This window comes from Segatella copri (assembly GCF_009494395.1).
Classification (GTDB): Bacteria; Bacteroidota; Bacteroidia; order Bacteroidales; family Bacteroidaceae; genus Prevotella.
In genome coordinates this window covers 13,916-34,426 of sequence record NZ_VZCB01000031.1, presented here as the reverse complement: position 1 = coordinate 34,426, position 20,511 = coordinate 13,916, and the positions used below count along the sequence as shown (strand labels likewise).

At 44.0% G+C, this 20,511-nt stretch carries 14 protein-coding genes and 1 tRNA gene; 3 read left to right on the top strand and 12 right to left on the bottom strand.

The features are described 5' to 3' along the window. Positions 1-629 precede the first annotated feature (629 nt). Positions 630-2,378 carry a tetratricopeptide repeat protein gene (locus F7D73_RS03360; RefSeq protein WP_153122281.1) on the bottom strand — a complete coding sequence of 583 codons (1,749 nt, stop codon included), beginning with the start codon at positions 2,376-2,378 and terminating at the stop codon, positions 630-632. A 225-nt stretch (positions 2,379-2,603) separates the two neighbouring features. Here F7D73_RS03360 and F7D73_RS03355 point away from each other — a divergent pair, with 225 nt between their 5' ends. Both F7D73_RS03355 and F7D73_RS03350 read left to right on the top strand, forming a co-directional pair. Continuing rightward, complete coding sequence (locus F7D73_RS03355; protein WP_153122280.1) at positions 2,604-3,590, top strand: glycosyltransferase; 987 nt, start codon at positions 2,604-2,606, stop codon at positions 3,588-3,590. A 125-nt stretch (positions 3,591-3,715) separates the two neighbouring features. Then, positions 3,716-5,290 (top strand): glycoside hydrolase family 28 protein, encoded by a 1,575-nt coding sequence (locus tag F7D73_RS03350; RefSeq protein ID WP_153122279.1) that lies wholly within the window; start codon positions 3,716-3,718, stop codon positions 5,288-5,290. Positions 5,291-5,447: 157 nt separating this feature from the next. On the opposite strand, the gene F7D73_RS03345 is transcribed toward F7D73_RS03350, so the two are convergent. The 11 genes from F7D73_RS03345 to F7D73_RS03295 form a co-directional block, all read right to left on the bottom strand. Further along, complete coding sequence (locus tag F7D73_RS03345) at positions 5,448-6,056, bottom strand: ribonuclease HII (RefSeq protein WP_153122278.1); 609 nt, start codon at positions 6,054-6,056, stop codon at positions 5,448-5,450. Between the two features lie 30 nt (positions 6,057-6,086). Further along, positions 6,087-8,177 (bottom strand): hypothetical protein, encoded by a 2,091-nt coding sequence (locus F7D73_RS03340; RefSeq protein ID WP_153122277.1) that lies wholly within the window; start codon positions 8,175-8,177, stop codon positions 6,087-6,089. A gap of 92 nt (positions 8,178-8,269) precedes the next feature. After that, on the bottom strand, positions 8,270-9,484 hold the full coding sequence (locus tag F7D73_RS03335) for an aminotransferase class V-fold PLP-dependent enzyme (RefSeq protein WP_153122276.1): 1,215 nt from the start codon (positions 9,482-9,484) through the stop codon (positions 8,270-8,272). A gap of 36 nt (positions 9,485-9,520) precedes the next feature. After that, entirely contained in the window at positions 9,521-10,864 is a 1,344-nt protein-coding gene (sufD, locus tag F7D73_RS03330; protein ID WP_153122283.1) for a Fe-S cluster assembly protein SufD, read from the bottom strand. 14 nt (positions 10,865-10,878) lie between these two features. Continuing rightward, complete coding sequence (gene sufC / locus F7D73_RS03325; RefSeq protein ID WP_022111235.1) at positions 10,879-11,634, bottom strand: Fe-S cluster assembly ATPase SufC; 756 nt, start codon at positions 11,632-11,634, stop codon at positions 10,879-10,881. 4 nt (positions 11,635-11,638) lie between these two features. Then, a complete protein-coding gene (locus F7D73_RS03320) occupies positions 11,639-12,022 on the bottom strand; it encodes a hypothetical protein (RefSeq protein ID WP_134842989.1) in 384 nt (127 codons plus the stop codon). Between the two features lie 24 nt (positions 12,023-12,046). After that, the gene (gene sufB / locus F7D73_RS03315) at positions 12,047-13,498 is read right to left on the bottom strand and encodes a Fe-S cluster assembly protein SufB (RefSeq protein WP_153122275.1); all 1,452 of its coding nucleotides are present in this window, start codon (positions 13,496-13,498) and stop codon (positions 12,047-12,049) included. Positions 13,499-13,637: 139 nt separating this feature from the next. Beyond that, positions 13,638-16,547 carry a translation initiation factor IF-2 gene (gene infB, locus F7D73_RS03310; RefSeq protein ID WP_153122274.1) on the bottom strand — a complete coding sequence of 970 codons (2,910 nt, stop codon included), beginning with the start codon at positions 16,545-16,547 and terminating at the stop codon, positions 13,638-13,640. Positions 16,548-16,611: 64 nt separating this feature from the next. After that, the gene (gene nusA, locus F7D73_RS03305; protein ID WP_153122273.1) at positions 16,612-17,874 is read right to left on the bottom strand and encodes a transcription termination factor NusA; all 1,263 of its coding nucleotides are present in this window, start codon (positions 17,872-17,874) and stop codon (positions 16,612-16,614) included. Positions 17,875-17,877: 3 nt separating this feature from the next. Continuing rightward, positions 17,878-18,345 (bottom strand): ribosome assembly cofactor RimP, encoded by a 468-nt coding sequence (rimP, locus tag F7D73_RS03300; protein ID WP_153122272.1) that lies wholly within the window; start codon positions 18,343-18,345, stop codon positions 17,878-17,880. Between the two features lie 154 nt (positions 18,346-18,499). Next, complete coding sequence (locus F7D73_RS03295) at positions 18,500-20,164, bottom strand: S41 family peptidase (protein WP_153122282.1); 1,665 nt, start codon at positions 20,162-20,164, stop codon at positions 18,500-18,502. A gap of 212 nt (positions 20,165-20,376) precedes the next feature. Between F7D73_RS03295 and F7D73_RS03290 the strand changes: the two genes are divergently transcribed. Continuing rightward, positions 20,377-20,450: transfer RNA gene (locus tag F7D73_RS03290), tRNA-Asn, on the top strand. Positions 20,451-20,511: the final 61 nt, after the last annotated feature.

The following is a 20,511-nucleotide window of genomic DNA, read 5'->3' as shown; positions in this document are numbered from 1 at the left end:
GCAAAGGTACGAACAAAAGAGAAGACTACAATGGTATAAACGCGGAGCCGCTTACCTTTCTGCTTTTAGGTTTCCATTAAGGCTTGCTCCAAGGCTTCTATTATGAGTGGCTTTAAGCTTCTATTAAGCTTGGCTTAAGCCTTCTTTGAAGTTGATTTAAGCCTTATTTGAAACTGGTTTAAGCCTTAGATAAAGTTTACGTGGGGCTTAATTGAAGGTTACGTGGGGCTTAATTGAAGGTTACGTAGAGCTTAGTTGAAATTTACATGGGGCTTAGTTGAAGTCTTATTCCTATTCCCAGAGTAACAGAATCCTCCTTTTAAGCAGTTCAAAATTCTGCTGAGGTGAAGGGTGGGTGAAGGGTTAGCGAAACCCTTCACCCCTCGCACCCCCAGTGTTTATCGGGGGTTCAAGCGAAAAAGTGAAGGGTGAAGGGTAAAATCGAGAGTAGCTTTTTTCGCAAGCAAAACTACTCAACCTACTGCCAAAATGCACCTAGTAAATGACAGAGATAGACCTGATGGAATCTTTCTCCCGACGTATTATTTTTTATCTGCCAATGGCAAAAAGTTGCCCGCCTAGGGGCAATATTGTGCCATAGTAAGGCAGAAAGCGAAACGTCTACACATTTAACAGAGAGACAGAAGAAGTTTATCAAATTCCTTGGCATTACCAATTTTATCAAAAAGAGCATTGAGCATTCTTTTTCTTTTCATCGTTACATTTGAAGGTTTAACACCAAGAATATTTCCAATTTCTGACGGAGTGAAACGAACTCTAGCTAAAAGACAGAGTTGATAATCGTCTATTAAAATAGAATTTTTCACTGCCATCATTTTCAATTTAAATGAAGGAAACTCATCAAAAAGCAATTTCTCCAGTTCTTTCCAATCATTAACTTCCAAAGTAGAAAGTCCACACCCCACACGATGCAAATGCTGACAGATAGAACTAGCTTGTACTTCATCTTCCTTCATTTGCGAAACAGATAGCTGCCTCGCATTCTGATAACCAACAAGTTGCTTTTCCAAAATGCGTATTTGGCGTTCATTATCCAAACTCATCTGCTCTATTCTGTTATCTGCTAATAGTTGCTGTTTTCTTTTTGCCTCTGCCAATTCTTCGAGTTTTGCCTTATAATTCTCACGTTCTTTACTCCTATTAGCAGCATAATGCCTATAGACTAAAATTCCGAACATAACACCAAGAAGACAAAAACTCACAACAACTATTAACCACCTTTTCAATCCATCAGCACGCATCTGTTCCTGCTTAGCTATTTCCTGGTTTCGGGTATAATTATAAAGTTGTTGCATATTCTGGATTTCACGGGTAGAAAGTTCCAGTACCCGCTTATCATTAATCTGATAAGCCAAATCTGCATATTTTGCCAAAGAATCCTTATTACCTATCTTCTTATACAATAAATAAAGACTCCGATGCCCGCCTTCCTGACAATCTCCATCATTCTTATTTTTTAAGGCCTTTCTGAAATAACATTCAGCAGAATCTAACTGGTTTACAGCCATAAAATATAACCCTTTATCATAATAAAAGACTTCACGACCTTTCTCAATATTACCATCCTTATCAAAAACACCTGAATATTTTTCATAAGAAAGAATACAATCTCTTGCCTTATCATACTGTCCCAACTTTAAATAAGGTTCGATAATAACAGACGAACACATGGCAGCCAATTGATAGTTCTTTACTTGTCTTAATATCTTTTGAGCTCTAAGAATAATGGCAACTGAAGCTTGATTGTCATTCTGCATCTTATAACCAAAGCAAGCACCTCCTAGAAATATGGCTGCAGATGTTGTATCTTTTGCCAACAAAGAATACTTACATGCATTTTCGCATGACTTCACAACATGCGCTGGTAATCTCTGAGCAATATATATCTGTGCCATCTGTCCATGAATCCTTGAAAGAAGAGAGTACATTATCTCATCTTTCTGTCCAAACTCTGCCGACTCTAAAGCTTTATTATATGCTTCTAAGGCTTTTATGCTTTCACCAGCATCACGATAGGAACTACCCATCAGATAAAAAGCCCGTACTTGGTCATAGATTGTCCCAGCATTTTCATAATACGTAACTACTGACTGAAAAATATTAGGTGCAACCACTTTTGCCCCAGCTTTATTTTGAGCATCAGCCAAGCATAACAGATAATGATTATAAGTGGCATGACCAACAAGGGTCGCAGTATTCCGTAATTTATTTAAAGAATCTAATGCCATTTGAGGATTTTCAGAAATCAGATGCTCCATTTCCTTTAACCTACATGCATTTTCCTCTCTATTGCAAGAAACAGAGATAATCAAACAAGCAAAAAATAGCACAAGCTGTTGAATGTAATTTCTTCTCATAAAATCATATTTTTAAACTAAAACGAATAAAATCTGCTTTTATTACAACAAGACATACATTAGCAAATGCTACAAAACGAGAGAAAACAAGGTGCTTTTCCCGATGAATTCGGCAAAAACTGCGGTTTCAATCCTTTTCCAATGAAAAATCATTGAACTTATAGTTTTGAAGTTTCAATATTTTTTTGCAAACATGGCAGTAATTTTGCAAAAAAATATTGAAATATGAAAATCTCTATCGTAATCTGTACTTATAATGGAGCCAAGTTTCTCGGAGAGCAGCTTGACTCCATTGTTTCTCAATCACTGTCTCCATACGAAGTTATTGCACAAGACGACGGTTCCTCGGATGAGACTTGGAACATCCTACTGGAATATGCAGAAAGATACCCATATATTAAGGTATATAAGAATCCTAAAGAAAGAGGTATCAATAATAATTTCTTCAGTGCCATCAAACGGGCTACAGGCGACTTGATTGCCATCAGCGACCAAGATGATATTTGGGAATCCAACAAATTAGAAATCATGTCGGAAAGCATCGGTGACAACCTCATGTGCGTAGGTCGTTCAGTCCCCTTTTACTGCAAAGAAGACAAAAACATTTCCATCCATTACGACAGCCGAAAACCCAACTGTAATATCATAAGGATGATGTATGCATCTATGCCTGGACACTGCACACTCTTTAGAAAAGAATTATTAACCTTTTTACCAAAGAATCTAGAATCATGTCCTATCTATACACATACATGGTATGATGTCATTCTTGGTCAGACGGCAGCTGCACTTAACAGAATCATCCTCATAGATAAGATTGTCGTGAAACAGCGACGTTATCAAGGAGCTGCCTCTTACTCTGCATACGACAAGAAGAGAATACGTTCTGCCAACAATGCTTTATCCATGATAGGATTTGGTATTCGCTATTATCACAAAATAAAACCGTTAATGGCTAAACATTTTGCGGTAAGAGCAGGTTTTCTAAAAACAATCCCGTCTGAAGAAAAAATATATAAGGATGCCATAAAGTTGATGGACTACGAAAGTAAAACCAGCATAACAGCATTATTAGGACTCATCAAAATGTATGTAAAATATAGGCATATCTTGTTTTACACCTACGAAAAAGACCCGATAGCCATCCTTCGAGCAATATTACATCCATTCATGCAAATATACAACTACAAGTATTTGCTAGAAAAAGACTGAAAACGTTTGCGATGTTTTATAGGCATAATCTGATACTTTCGTTTGGTGAAATCAGATATTATTCATAAATTTGCAGACGGAAGCTAACAATGATTTATAAAACAAACAAAAACATAATTACAGTCATGAAGAAAATTTTTAGCATGGTTTGTGCTTGCTTGCTGGCACTCAGTGCCCAGGCAACCGACATCAAGAAGTATGATGCTCTATATGAGAATCTGCCATTCCAGATGGAAAAGGTGACCCGTCCACAGTTCCCCGCCAATGAGGTAAACCTCAAGGATTTTGGTGCTATTGGCGACGGTTCTTCTCTCTGTACCACAGCCTTTGCCAAGGCTATTGAGTCACTCACCCAGAAAGGTGGCGGTAAACTCGTTGTGCCACAAGGCGTATGGTTCACAGGTCCTATCGTTTTGAAGAGCAATATCAACCTGCATCTCGAAAAAGGTGCTGTCATCCTTTTCTCACCAGACGATGCCCTCTACCCTTTTGTAGATACATCATTCGAGGGTTTGGATACACGCCGCTGCCAGTCACCTATCTCTGGTCATAATCTTACCAACGTGGCAATTACTGGTCAGGGATGCATCGACGGAAACGGAGAATACTGGCGTCCTTTGAAGAAGCAGAAGGTTACCGAAGCTCAGTGGAAGCAGATCACTTCACGTGGCGGTGCATTCAAGAGAGCAGACTACTGGTTCCCAACTGAGGGTGCATTGAAGGCAGACAACAGCGCCAACATGAATGTGCCAAAGACTCCTGCTTCTGAAGAAGAGTGGAACGAGATCAAGCGTTTCCTCCGTCCTGTAATGATCAGCCTCGTTAGCTGCAAGAACGTCTGGCTCAATGGTGTTATCTTCCAGAATTCACCAGCATGGAACATTCATCCGCTGATGTGCGAGAACGTTCTTATTGAAGATGTATTGGTCCGCAACCCTTCTTACGCTCAGAACGGTGATGGTCTCGACCTGGAGAGCTGCAAGAATGCACTTATCGTCAATTCTACTTTCGACGTAGGCGATGACGGTATCTGCATCAAGAGCGGTAAGGATGCTGACGGAAGAAAGCGCGGCATTCCTTGCGAGAATGTCATCGTAAACGGCTGTACCGTATTCAAGGGTCATGGCGGTTTCGTTGTAGGTAGCGAGATGAGCGGTGGTGTGAAGAACATCAAGGTGAGCGACTGCCAGTTCCTCGGCACCGATGTAGGTCTCCGTTTCAAGAGTACCCGTGGCCGTGGTGGCGTAGTAGAGAATATCTACATCGACAACATGTCAATGTTTGATATCCAGACCGATGTCATCACCTTCGATCTCTATTACGGCGGCAAGTCTGCCGTAGAAGTTCTCAACGATGGCGATGAGGCTAAGAGCCAGAAGGTACAGAAGTTCAAGGTAGATGAGACAACTCCTTGCTTCCGCAATATCGACATCAACCATGTCATCTGCCGTACAGCCCGTCGTGCTGCTTACTTCAATGGCCTTCCAGAGATGCCGGTAAGCAATATCCACATCAAGGATATGGAGGTAAACAATGCAGAGTATGGTATTGTCATCAACCGTACCGATGGCGTGAAGCTCGAAAACATCAAGGTAAGTGCAAAAAATCACACCTTCGATGCCAAAAACTCAAAGAATGTGATTGTCAACGACAAGACATACAAGAAGATTGACGAAAAGGGTATTACTCTTGACTTCTAATATCGTCTTGATGGTAAAAGACAGATTAGACATTCTCCGTATCTGTCTGAAAAAACGAAAAGGAGGTAAATACCAATCGACGGCATTTACCTCCTTTTCGTTTATAATAATCGACAGAAAAAACAGACTTTGTTTTAAAGGACCAAATCTGTAGCCTCTAATCCTTGAAATCTATACTCAATTCGCCAGTACCTAAAAGATTGTAACTCATGCGATGATATGGAGTGACTCCATATTCCCTGATGGCAGCACGATGTTTCTTGGTAGGATAACCCTTGTTGCATTTCCAGTCGTACTGCGGATATTCTTCTGCCAGCGCATCCATGTAATCATCACGATAGGTCTTGGCAAGGATGCTTGCCGCAGCAATCGCCAGATACTTACCGTCTCCCTTTACGATGGTTGTATAAGGCAAATCCTTATATGGCTTAAAACGATTACCATCCACGATAACCGCCTCCGGACGAACTTTCAACTGGTCCAAAGCACGGTGCATCGCCAGAAAACTGGCATTGAGAATATTGATTTTGTCGATTTCTTCGGGAGTAACAATGCCCACAGCCCAAGCTACGGCATCTCTTTCTATCTGCTCGCGGAGCGCCTTGCGCTTCTTGTCAGTAAGCTTCTTACTGTCGTTTAAATCGGCATTCTGATAATTGGGTGGGAGGATGACGGCGGCAGCATATACGCTGCCTGCCAAGCATCCACGGCCAGCCTCATCGCAGCCAGCCTCTATCATATCCTTATAATAATGACTTTCTAACATATTCTTGATTCTTGATGATACATCTTATTATTAAAGCAAAGGCTTCAAGCCTTCCCATTTCACATTCCAATTGCCATCCTGCGGGAATCCCGGATTTGGATGAATACTACCGTCCCAGCCGGCACACATCATGGCTACAGCCATCAACAAACCGCCATTGCCAGGAAGATAAAGGCGCAAACGGGCATCCTGATAGTTATGACCGCTTACCAGATACGTATTCTTCTGCTGATTCATCATCAAAGCTCCTACTGCATTCTCCGGCTCTCCCATACGGGCAGCTCCCATTGCCATCATCGGATAATCCCAGCCCCAGGAAGTATTCCATTTCCAGTTCTTCCAAATCCATTGCTCGGTCTTCTTCATCTTGGCAAAATCAATCATTCTACTATTATATGGGAACAGACCGATGGCACCCATCACGGCTGGATGATCACTGAACATACGAACCTTAGTATAGGTATCAGGCTCGGTCTCTGCAGCAAGGTATAAACTGTCTTTAGATGCAAGAGGAGAGATCTTGGCAATGATATCGTCCCAATGAACATCACGAGCCTTACCCAGTCGTTCACGCCATTCCTGCGCAATCTTCAAGGCACAATGCCACTGACTGAGTTCGAAAGGAGGATTAACGGTTGTAGCGGCAGGTAAAGTTTCCTGGGCAGCAATACAACCGCGAAGAATATAACGGTCTTTCTCCTTATCATATTCTGCAAAGTCGCCCATAAATTCAGCTGTTTCATCGACCAGTTTCGCATATTTCTGCAAGATGGCAGGCGAAGGATTGGCACGATAAAGCAATTCTGCCAAATAAATGAGGTGTGGCTGTTGCCAAATCAAGAAACTTCCTACACTTGATGGAGCCTCACCAGCACCAGGATCAGTCATCTTCATCCATCTTACTCCCTTGAATCCCTGTCGCTGGGCAATCTTGCGGGCATTCGGCTCTGCCTTGAAATACCAGGATAAAGAACGCTCCAACAATTCAGGATGTCCCCACAAGGCAAATTGTGCCTGATGCCAGAGAATCATCTCCAAATGGAACTTGCCAAACCAGGAATTATAGGTAAGACCGGTTTCCTGTGGAGGAGTTTCACCTGCATCCTGAATAGCCAGCAGATATTGACTCAACACTACACGGCGCTCCATCTCCTGAGCACGAGGATCCTTACACTGTCCGAAATCTACCATCGCTCCTTTCTGCCAATAGCGATTCCAATAAACCTTGGCTGCATCCGCAACCTCAGCAAAGGTCTTGCTCACAGAAGAAACCTGTTCTGCATATTCACAGGTCAGCTTCAAGTCAGCAGACTTTGACTGCAGCTGATAGAAGTTCTTGCCTTTCTGCTTGAGTTTAGCTGTACCCTGCCATCTTAACATCACGAAATAGACGGTTTCATCGATAGTTCGTTTCAATACGGCAGAATTCTTATCCTGTGAAACAAGCATTGTGGAATGAAGATGATCTTTATTCCAATCGCAAGCATCATCACAATGACCGCCTGTAGGATAAGCAAAACGGATATCAAATGCAATAGAACCTTTAGACTGGACGTGAGTAGCAATCATATCCAGCTCAGGATGACAAGTGGTCTCCACATGATAAGCACGACCATGATAAATAAAGCTGCTCTTAATCATTCCATCCCACATGTCCAAAATTTGGTTAACCTGCTGTATATTCTTAGGATCAGACCCCAGAGAAAGTCCCAATGTACCCAAATGCAGACGATGAGGATTGACACGATACCAATCTCCTGCTGCCTTCTTTCTCTTATCTTCCTTAATCTGGGTAGCGTATGGCTCCTTTCTTCCTCTTCCATAGTCATAATAATGCCAACTTTCTTCTGGTTTATAATTCTCAGGATTGGCAAATGAATGCCAGCCCCAATCGCTCATCGTACCCAAAGGAACGCCCTTGGAATAAGACTTAGGGAAAGACTGAAGGCCGGTTCCATCGACAGTCATGGCAAAGCCACCATTACCCACAGACAGAGAATTCAACGAATCCATCGTCACTACAGGAGGATTATTCCTCTCTACTACCTGCTTTCTATCTATATTCTGAGCAGAAAGGCTCAAGGAGACCAACAGAAAAGCACTTAAAAATATTCTTTTCATTTGTTTGTTTTTAGGTTGTTTTATGTTAATATAAAAAACAATAATTCCCCAATTCCATCATAGAAATGGGGAATCATTATATATAAAAGCTTTTAGAACATCTGAGAAACGCGTTTTACGCCTGCTACAAGCGCATCAACCTCCTCCTTGGTATTGTACAAGGCAAAGCTGGCACGAACGGTGCCGAGAATACCATAACGGTCCATTAAAGGCTGAGCACAATGATGACCGGTACGGACAGCAATGCCCAGACGGTCGAGCAATGTTCCCATGTCCATGTGATGAATATCACCAACCAAGAAGCTGACAACGGCATCCTTGCCCTCCTGCTCACCAAAAAGTCTGATTCCATCGATGGTTCGCATCTGCTCCATGCAGTAACGGGTGAGTTCCTGCTCATGCTTGGCGATATTATCCATGCCAAGTGCAGAGACATAATCGATGGCCTTTGCCAAACCATGGGTAGCTACATAGTCAGGAGTACCAGCCTCGAACTTGAAAGGCAACTTCTCGAAAGTAGTCTTCTCGAAACTCACACTCTCGATCATTTCACCACCTCCCTGATAAGGAGGCAACTTGTCGAGCCATTCTTCCTTGCCGTAAAGCACACCGATACCGGTAGGACCATAAATCTTATGTCCGCTGAAAGCGAAGAAATCGCAATCCATATCCTGTACATCCACAGCAAAATGAGGAGTACTCTGAGCGCCATCCACCATGACAGGCACATCGTGCTCATGGGCAATCTTAATCATCTTTTTAACCGGATTCACCGTACCGAGCACGTTGCTCACCTGGGCTATGCTCACGATTTTGGTGCGTTCGGTAAATAAATTGGCGAATTCATCGAGGTTAATTTCACCTTTATCGTTGATAGGGATTACACGGATGGCGATTCCCTTCTTAGCTGCCTGCAACTGCCAAGGCACGATATTGGAGTGATGCTCCATGGTAGAGATAATCACCTCATCGCCCTCGCTCATAAAGGCATCACAAAACGATGAAACCACGAGATTCAGACTCTCGGTAGTACCGCGGGTAAAGATGACTTCCTCAACCTTAGGCGCATTGATAAACTTGCGCACGGTTTCGCGGGCTGCCTCATGAAGGTCGGTAGCCTGCTGAGAGAGATAGTGAACACCACGATGCACATTGGCATTTACATTGAGATATTCGTCGCGCATGGCATCGAGCACGCACAATGGCTTCTGCGTGGTTGCCGCATTATCCAGATACACCAATGGCTTATCATAGACCTTTCTCGATAAAATCGGGAAATCTGCTCTTACTTGATTGATATCATACATATTTTTAAGAACTTAACTCCTTTAAAAGGATATTATCTACTTGCAAAGCTTGCAGCCCTCGCACTTATTGAGTTCACCACGGAATCGCTTCTCTACAAGATGATGCAGACGATCACGTAATGGCTCCAGCTCCATCTTGTCGATGACTTCGTTGATAAATGCAAACTGAAGGAGCAACTTGGCCTCCTCACGGCTCACTCCACGCTGCTGCATATAGAACAATGCCGCATCGTTGAGCTGACCGACGGTACTACCGTGTGCACATTTCACATCGTCGGCATAGATTTCCAGCATAGGCTGGGTGAACATACGGGCAGTCTTCGTAGCACAGAGGTTCTGGTTGGTTTCCTGAGAAGTAGTCTTCTGGGCACCATAACGAACCAATACCCTACCGGCAAAAGCACCACGTGCCTCACCATCGAGTACATACTTATAAAGCTCGTTGCTGGTACAATGACCCACCTGATGATCGATGAGCGTATTGTTATCAACCACCTGGTTCTTGTCGGCAATCACACAACCATTGCAGAAGCACTCAGCTCCCTCGCCCTTGAATACGAGATCAAGACGGTTGCGGGTGATACCATTATGAAGCGTGATGACGTTATGGTTTACACGGCTGTTAGCCTGCTGCTCGATATACACGTTGCTTACACGGCGGTTCTTGTAATGAGTCTCCTCCAGGCAATAGAGGTCGAGACTGGCATTCTCGCCTACGAATGCCTCGATAACCTGGGTTGCGAGGAAGTTCTTGTCATCGGCTGCATGGTCGCAGAAGAGGAACTTAGCCTCAGCACCCTGTTCCATGACGATGAGAACACGGCGGTTTACCATCAAATCTACATCCGAACGGAGAATATTGATGACCTGAATAGTTCGCTCTACCTTTACATTCTTTGGAACATAAATCAGCAAGCCATCCTGTGCCAGGAATGTGTTCAATGCAGTGATACCATCTTCATCGGTTTTTGCAATCTTAGCATAGTATTTTGCGATGAATTCGGGATTTTCTGTAGCAACCTTGCACAAAGAATCCACGATAACACCCTCTGGCAACTCCACTTTTGGAAGAGCTTTATTATAGAAAGCATCGTTCACTACGAAGTAAAGTGAAGTACTCAGATTAGGAACATCGCAACGGAAAGCCTGGTATGGATCTACTGGAATTTCCAAGCGATTCAAATTCAAACCATAATCAGGCTCGAAGATGGCGCTCATATCGGTATATTTGTATCTTTCTACCTTACGGGAAGGGAAGCCCAAGCGACGGAAGTCCTCGAATGCAGCATCACGAACTGCGTTGAGAACCTCAGCACTGTTCCTCTTGATCATTCTCGAAGAAGACTGATACAAATCTAAATATTGTTTTTCTGAAAGCATAGCCATCCTCCTTATTATTTCTCATCTACCTCAGCCTTAATCCAGTCATAACCACGAGTCTCAATCTCCTTGGCAAGTTCAGGACCTGCAGTTTTCACAATTCTACCTTTATAAAGAACGTGAACCACACTTGGCTTAATCATATCGAGCAAACGCTCATAGTGAGTGATGACGATGGCAGAAGTCTGATCGGTATGCATCTTGTTCACACCGTCTGCCACGATACGCATCGCATCCACGTCAAGACCAGAGTCGGTTTCATCGAGAATAGAAAGCTTTGGCTCCAGCATAGCCATCTGGAAAATCTCGTTGCGCTTCTTCTCACCACCCGAGAAGCCTTCGTTTACAGAACGGCGAGCCAACTTGCTATCCAATTCCACCAACGCACGTTTCTCGCGCATCAACTTCATGAATTCACTGGTGTTCAATGGTTCCAAGCCCTGATACTCACGCTTGGCATTGATAGCCGCACGCATGAAGTTGGTCATAGATACGCCAGGAATCTCCACCGGATACTGGAAAGAAAGGAACAATCCCTCACGGGCACGGTCCTCTGGCTTCATTTCCAGAAGGTTCTTGCCGTTGAAGATAGCCTCGCCCTCGGTTACGGTATAGAGAGGGTTACCTGTGAGCACAGCGCTCAAGGTTGACTTACCAGAACCGTTAGGTCCCATAATCGCATGTATCTCACCATCCTTAATGGTCAGGTTGATACCTTTCAATATTTCTTTGCCTGCAATAGTAGCATGCAGATTCTTTACCTCTAACATATTATTACTTAAAAAATGCGTTCAAAATATTGGAACATAACTCTTCAAAGAAAGATGGTGACTTCTCCCAGCCCCATTGCACAAACAACGAAGGAGGGTCTAGTACCCAAAATGAGCACTCACCTGGTCGTATGACCTTACCCTTCATCTGCGGAACATAACTCGATGTCTGCATAATGGACTTGGTCAATGTAGGGTCAGACTCATCAACATGACAATATCGACCACAACGAAGATACACATTTTGCTCTTGCTTGCATTTCGCAACAAAAGATGCAACGATGGAATCTTGCTGTGCCGTCAAGCCATTTTTTTGATGATTGAAAAGGTCTTGAGCCGTTAAGTTCAAGCTATCAACTAACAATAACATCAACAACATTCTTTTCATAACCACCTCTCTTTCTTATTATTCTTAGCCAACGGTGCCTTCGAGTGAAACACTCAGGAGTTTCTGTGCCTCTACGGCAAACTCCATAGGCAACTTGTTGAGCACATCCTTGGCATAACCGTTTACGATCAAGCCGACAGCCTCCTCGGTAGGAATGCCTCGCTGATTACAATAGAAGAGCTGGTCTTCTGAAATCTTCGAGGTAGTTGCCTCATGCTCGAACACGGCTGTGTCGTTATGGGCATCCATATATGGGAAGGTATGCGCTCCACAATCGCTACCCAGCAACAAGGAGTCACAGGAACTGTAGTTGCGGGCATTGTCGGCATTGGATGTAGCACGAACCAGACCACGATAGGAGTTCTGGCTATGACCTGCCGAGATACCCTTCGAGATGATGGTACTCTTGGTGTTCTTACCCATGTGAATCATCTTGGTACCGGTATCAGCCTCCTGATAGTTGTTGGTAACAGCCACACTATAGAACTCAGCTACAGAGTTGTCGCCACGCAAGATGCAGGAAGGATACTTCCAGGTAATCGCAGAACCCGTCTCTACCTGAGTCCAGCTCAACTTAGAGTTCACACCACGCAAGTCGCCTCGCTTGGTTACCAGGTTCAGCACACCACCCTTACCATGCTCATCACCAGGATACCAGTTCTGAACAGTAGAGTATTTCACCTCAGCATTATCCTTGACGATAATCTCTACGATAGCCGCATGGAGCTGGTTCTCATCACGCATCGGCGCTGTACATCCCTCCAGATAAGAAACGTAAGCATCATCATCAGCGATAATCAATGTACGCTCAAACTGACCGGTGTTACGGGCATTGATGCGGAAGTAACTGCTCAACTCCATCGGACAGCGGACGCCCTTAGGAATATAAACGAATGAGCCATCACTGAATACGCAACTGTTCAAGGCTGCATAAAAGTTATCACGATAAGGAACTACGGTTCCCAGATACTCGCTTACCAAATCAGGATGCTCCTTCACAGCCTCACCAATACTGCAGAAGATGACGCCCTTCTCACGGAGTTTCTCCTTGAAAGTAGTCTTTACCGACACAGAGTCCATGATGGCATCTACGGCGGTACCGCTCAAAGCCAAACGCTCCTCCAAAGGAATACCGAGTTTATCGAATGTCTTCTCCAACTCAGGATCAATTTCCTTGTTCTTCGGCTTCTTTGCCAAAGGGTCGGCATAGTATGAAATCTCCTGGTAGTCAATAGGTGGCACGTGAACATGTCCCCATTTTGGCTCCTTGAGCGTCTTCCAGTAATTGTAGGCTTTCAGACGAAATTCGAGCATCCAATCCGGCTCTCCTTTCTTCTGCGAGATCAGGCGCACAACATCCTCGTTGAGACCCTTTTCTATGATTTCAGTATGCACATCCGTGGTAAAACCATACTCGTATTTCTGGTCTATCACATCCTTGACAACCTGATTCTGTTCTTTCTCTATTTCTGCCATTTTATTTAGAATAACCTTTCGTTATTTTAACCCTAAATAGGGATAAGCCGCTGAGGACTCATCCCTACCTTAATTATATATAGGATAGAGCGAAAAGACAAATGAATTCTTCACTTTTCGTTCTTCACTCTTCACTTTATTAAAGCTTCTGCTCTACCTCGATCTCAGTGAAGGTCTCGATAACGTCGCCCTCCTGGATATCGTTGTAGTTGACGAGGCTCAAACCGCACTCCATACCGGTAACCACCTCCTTGACATCGTCCTTGTAACGCTTCAAGGCACCGATTTCTGCAGTACGGATGACGATACCGTCACGGATGACGCGAGCCTTATCCTTAGCGTGTACCTTACCCTCGGTAACGAGACCACCGGCAATAGTACCCACCTTGGAAATCTTGAAGGTCTGCTTCACCTCAACCTGACCGGTAACGATTTCCTTCTTCACCTTGTCGAGCATACCTACCATCGCGCTCTTGATATCGTCGATAGCATCGTAAATGATAGAGTATGTGTTGATTTCAACACCCTCACGGTCGGCAGCCTTGCGAGCATCGGCAGATGGACGAACCTGGAAACCAACGATGACTGCATCTGAAGCAGATGCCAGCATCACGTCGTTCTCAGAAATCTGACCCACAGCCTTGTTCACTACGTTCACCTGAACCTTCTCGGTAGAAAGCTTGATGAATGAGTCGCTCAATGCCTCAACAGAACCGTCGGTATCACCCTTCACGATGACGTTCAACTCGTGGAACTCACCACGTGCGATACGGTGAGAGATATCACCCAAGGTCAAGCGCTTCTGAGTACGCAAGCCCTGCTCACGCTGCAACTGCTCACGCTTGTTGGCGATTTCTCGAGCCTCCTGCTCTGTCTCGATTACGTGGAACTGGTCACCTGCAGTAGGCGCACCGTTCAAACCGAGGATGATAGCTGGCTCAGCTGGAGCAGCCGACTTGATATTGGCATTACGCTCATTGAACATCGCCTTGACACGACCCCAAGAAGTACCGGCGAGTACGATGTCGCCTACCTTCAAGGTACCGTTGGCAACCAATACGGTAGAAACATATCCACGACCCTTGTCGAGAGAAGACTCGATGATGGTACCTGTTGCACGACGGTTAGGGTTAGCCTTCAAGTCGAGCATATCAGCCTCGAGGAGTACCTTGTCGAGCAGATCGTGAACACCGATACCCTTCTTGGCACTGATTTCCTGGCACTGATACTTACCACCCCACTCCTCTACGAGCAGGTTCATGTTAGCCAAGTCCTCACGGATACGGTCTGGGTTAGCACCTGGCTTATCAATCTTGTTGATAGCGAATACCATTGGCACACCGGCAGCCTGTGCATGGGCGATAGCCTCCTTGGTAGTAGGCATCACGGAGTCATCGGCTGCGATGATGATGATGGCGATATCGGTAGCCTGGGCACCACGGGCACGCATGGCGGTAAACGCCTCGTGACCTGGAGTATCAAGGAAGGTAACCTTGCGACCACTGTTCAGCGTAACACTGTATGCACCGATATGCTGGGTAATACCACCTGCCTCACCGGCAATCACATTGGTATTGCGGATATAGTCGAGCAAAGAGGTCTTACCATGGTCTACGTGACCCATGACGGTTACGATTGGAGCACGTGGAACCAAGTCGTTCTCATCATCCTCTTCCTCGCTCACGGCCTCCTGAACCTCGGCACTCACGTATTCGGTCTTGAAACCGAACTCCTCAGCTACCATGTTGATGGTCTCTGCATCCAGGCGCTGGTTGATAGATACCATGATACCTACGCCCATCAGCGTAGAGATAACCTGAGTAACGCTGATATCCATCATTGTAGCCAACTCGCTAACGGTAACGAACTCTGTAAGCTTCAGGGTCTTGCTTTCCTTCTGCTCCTGACGAGCCTGATCCTGCAACTTCTCCTGAACAGCCTCACGCTTCTCCTTACGGTACTTAGCGCCCTTCTTGTTCTGACTCTTGCTGGTCAAACGTGCAAGAGTCTCCTTAACCTGGCGTGCTACAGCCTCGTCATCAACCTCGATCTGGCGCTGGTTGCCACGGTTGTTGTTATTGCCCTTATTATTATTGTTATTATTATTTCTGTTCTTGTTTCTGTTCTTTTTGTTGCCACCATTATTACCTCTATTCTGGCCATTACCACCGTCGCCATTATTATTCTTTGCTTCGGCATTGATGTCAACACGCTCTTTGTTAATACGAACACGCTTCTTACGCTCGCTGTGCTGCTGAGCCAATTTTTCCTCACGTTCCTTACGGCGCTCCTCCTTAGACTTCTTCTTAGGACGAGTGCTCTGATTCAAAGAAGAAAGGTCAATCTTACCTAACACCTTAGGTTCGTTAGAAGACATTTTCTTCTCACTTTTCAAAGTAAAGACGCTAGATCCTCCTAAAGCTACAGCAGTCTGATCCTGCTGAGTCTTGTTATCTACCTTAGAAGGTTGGTTGTCTCCCTTGTGATGTGCAGCTTTCTGCTGATTGTGGCCATTCTGCAGCCCCTTAGATTCATGCGATTTTGCCTGTTGTGTTTTTTGCTGATTCTCCTGTTTCATATTCTGTTTATGTTGAGAGACATTCTGTTGTCTCTTCTCATCCTTATTTTCAGCCTTTACTATCTCTTTATTAGGCGCAGGACTGACGGCAGCAGTCTCTTGCTCATGCACCTCTGGCTTATCAGCAACAGACTGTACAGCAGATTTCTTACCGAGACTATCCAAGTCGATCTTGCCCAGCGGCTTATACTGCTGTCTGCCCGACTCCAATACGTTCTCGGAACGATTGTCCTTCTGTTCTGGCGCACGTTTCTTATCCTTAGTTTTTTTGGTAAAGAGCTTCTCTGCCTGATCACGAACTTCCTTATCTTTGCTAAAGGCATCATTCAATGCCTGATACTGCTCATCGCTGATTTTGAAGCTCGGTTCAGCCTTCACCTCTCCCAGTTCTTTTTTATTTTCAAGGAATTCAACTGCCGTTTGAAGACCTATATTTAATTCACGTAGTGCTTTATTTAATCTGATGCTCATATATATTTATTTATCTCCTATTTAATTTAATTAGATTCCCAGCAAGCACTAGCAAGCTAGGGAATTATTGTTCGAATTCAGTACGCAATACATTGATGACATTGTCGACAGTCTCTTCCTCCAAATCTGCCTTCTCAATCAACAAGTTGCGTGGAGCATTGAGTACTTGCTTAGCTGTATCGAGACCAATGCCCTTGATGGCATCAATCACCCACTGGTCAATCTCATCAGAGAATTCATCCAAGTAGATATCCTCGTCAGCTTCATTATCATCCACTTCTCGGAATACATCGATAGTATACTCTGTCAGCATGGAAGCCAACTTGATGTTCATACCGCCACGACCGATAGCCTTGCTCACCTGATCAGGCTTCAAGAACACTTCAGCCTTCTTGTTCTCATCATCGATGTTTACAGAAGTAATGGCTGCAGGAGCCAAAGCACGCTGAATGAACAGTTTGGCATTGTCTGTATAATTGACAACATCAAGATTCTCGTTGTTCAATTCACGTACGATACCGTGAACACGACTACCCTTCACACCGACACAAGCTCCAACTGGGTCGATACGCTCATCAAAGCTTTCAACAGCAATCTTTGCGCGTTCTCCAGGAAGGCGAGCAATACGACGGATAGCAATCAAGCCCTCTGCAATCTCAGGAACTTCAGCCTCCAACAAACGCTGCAAGAAAGCAGGAGCTGTACGGCTCAAGATAATCTTAGGATTATTGTTATCATTATCAACGCGGTCGATGACTGCACGAACGGTCTCGCCCTTACGATACATATCGCCAGGAATCTGCTCTGTTTTAGGCAAGATAAGTTCATTGTTCTCATCGTCTACGATAAGTACCTCACGCTTCCAAACCTGGTAAACTTCACCAGAAATGATCTGTCCTACACGATCCTTGTACTTATTGAAAAGAGAATCGTGTTCCAACTCAAGAATCTTAGAAGCCAAAGTCTGGCGAAGAGTCAAGATAGCACGGCGACCAAACTTATTGAAATCAACCTTCTCACTTACATCCTCACCTACCTCGTAGTCAGGCTCAATCTTGCGCGCCTCAGTAAGTGTTATTTCCTTATTTTCGTCCTCTACTTCACCGTCAGCAACAACAACACGATTGCGATAGATCTCGAAATCGCCCTTGTCAGGGTTAACGATAACATCGAAATTCTCATCACTACCGAAAATCTTAGCAAGAACGTTGCGGAAACTTTCCTCCAACACACTTACCAATGTAGTACGGTCGATATTCTTGGTTTCTTTAAACTCGCGGAATGTATCAATCATACTCGCTGTAATTTCCTGATCTTTTTTAGCCATAGCTTATTTAAAACTGATTAAATATTTTGTATACTTTACTTTATCCATTTGATAAACGTGGTCAACCTCCTGCTTAACAGGACGTTTTTTCCCCTCAACCTTTACCTTTTCCTCTACGCCTACTGTGAAATCATTTCCGTCCACAGCTTTCAAGATGCCCTTTACTTTGACGCCATCAGCATCAAGCACCTCTACCTCCTTACCAACGAAGTTGATATACTGCTGTGGAACCTTGAATGGTTGACCAAGACCAGCAGAACCAACTTCCAGTTCATAATCTTCCTCATCACGACTCAAATGTTCCTCAATATATCTACTGAGGGCAACACAATCCTCAATCCACACACCATCAGCATGGTCTATCTCTACCACGATTCGATTGTCCGGACTGATTTCAACGCTAACCAAGAAATATTCCTTATCTTGGAGCCATTCTTCAACTAATTTTTTAACGACGTTTTTATCAATCATAAATACCTTATTAAAATAAAATGAGGAACTCATTCGAGCCCCTCATTCCACTGAACGTTTGCAAAATTACGAATATTTTCGAAATTCTCCAAAGATTTTCCTGTTTTTTATTCATAACCTGCGCATTTTTAATTGATTGTGCAGGTTTTTATACTTATTTTTTCACTGGATGCAGTATTTTTTCGTATTCTTCAGGTGATTGAAGCAACTTCATAGCAGCCTTCACCTGCTTATCGTAACGTAAAGAATTCTGTATGGCTCCTGCCTGGAAATAGTAAGCTGCCACTATCTCGTTTTCCAAAAGCTGCTTGATATATGTCTTGTTGTAATCCAAATCTTTTGCCACATTGTGACTCAGCTTTTTCTTCAATGCTTCAAACTCGGGCTTGGCATCATCGTAATAGCCCTCAAACTTAGCCAGTTTCTCCAAATCCTTCAGATACTTTTCCGTCTCACGGTCGTACTTAAAATCTGCCTTCAGTACACGAGCCTTAAACTCATCATAATCAGCATCGGTAAGAGCAAAGTCTTTAGCTGGTGCAATGGTAGGATGCTTGGCAATATAATCTACCTCATAATTGAGCATCACCTCGTTGCTGTCACGGGCACCAGCCAGATAAAATGCAATATTAGGCAACGAATCCGGCTTCACTTCCACATCAGGCTTAACGCCGCCGCCATCACGCACTTCTCTGCCTCCAGCCGTATAGAACACCTTGGTAAGAGAATCCGGCACATGCTCCACATAACCGCCCTTAGCATGCTTGTAGTTGAGCGCCTGCACACATCTGCCACTAGGAATGTAATACTTAGCAGTGGTCAACTTCATCTGACCATTATATGGCAAATCCATGGTTGACTGTACCAATCCCTTTCCATACGTGCGCGTACCTAATATAACTGCACGATCATAGTCCTGTAAGCTACCACTCATGATTTCACTGGCACTCGCCGTACTGTTGCTTGCCAACACAACCATTGGCATCAGAGAGTCAACAGGTTCAACCTTGGTCCTATATACATTATTGGAACGCTGCAACTTACCCTTCATCTCCAACACAGTCTTTCCCTTCGGCAAGAACATATTGATAATATTCACAGCCTCACTTACAGAACCACCTCCATTGGTACGAAGGTCAAAAATAAGACTCTTGGCCCCCTGCTTTTTCAAATCGATGAAGGCACGGCGCACATCCTTGGCGCAATTATCAGTAAAGGAATTGAAGTTGATATAGCCGATACCACCCTCCAACATACCGTAATAAGGAATGAACGGCATCTGGATGGTACGGCGAGTAACCTTTACCTTGAGAATCTTGCCTGTACTTGGTCGCTTTACCTTCAATATGAAAGACGTACCAGGATCACCACGAAGATGGTCGCTCACATAACTCACATCCTTGTCGGTCATACTCTCATCATCGATACTCAAGATAATATCCCCCTTCTTCAATCCTGCCTCAGCAGCCGGCATATTCTCATAAGGTTCGCTGATACAGACACGCTGTAACTGAAAGTTATAGCGTATCACAGCACCCACACCCGCATATTTACCGGTGAGCATATTTTTCAACTCATTGACTTTCGATTCCGGATAGTATGTGGTATAAGGATCAAGACTTCCCAACATCGCCTTGACACCATTGCCCACCACTTCTTCCGCATCGAGCGTATCCACGTACATCAAGTCAAGATTCTTATAAATGGCATTGAATATATCCATGTTCTTCGCCACTTTAAAATCGTGATCCTTATCTATTTGTGCATAAGTTGGCGCTGCAAGGAGCACCATAAGCAATGAAATCAATAGTTTTTTCATCATTATTTTATTGTATTATATATTCGCCCACAAAATTACTCATTTCTTCTTGAAAACCGCCATCTTTGATGCAAAAAGTAGTGAAAACTGCTCAAAAATGCACTTTTTTAAGAAAAAAATAAAAAAAGTTAGAGAAAAATTTGGTTGAATGAAGAAAAGTTAGTACTTTTGCACACGCAAATAAGGAACGTTATGTTCTTGATGCAAAAAACGCTTCAATAGCTCAGTTGGTTAGAGCACCTGACTGTTAATCAGGGGGTCGTTGGTTCAAGCCCATCTTGAAGCGCAATAAGAGTCATAAGTTTATCTTATGACTCTTTTTTTTGTATCTATTTCCCAATATACTT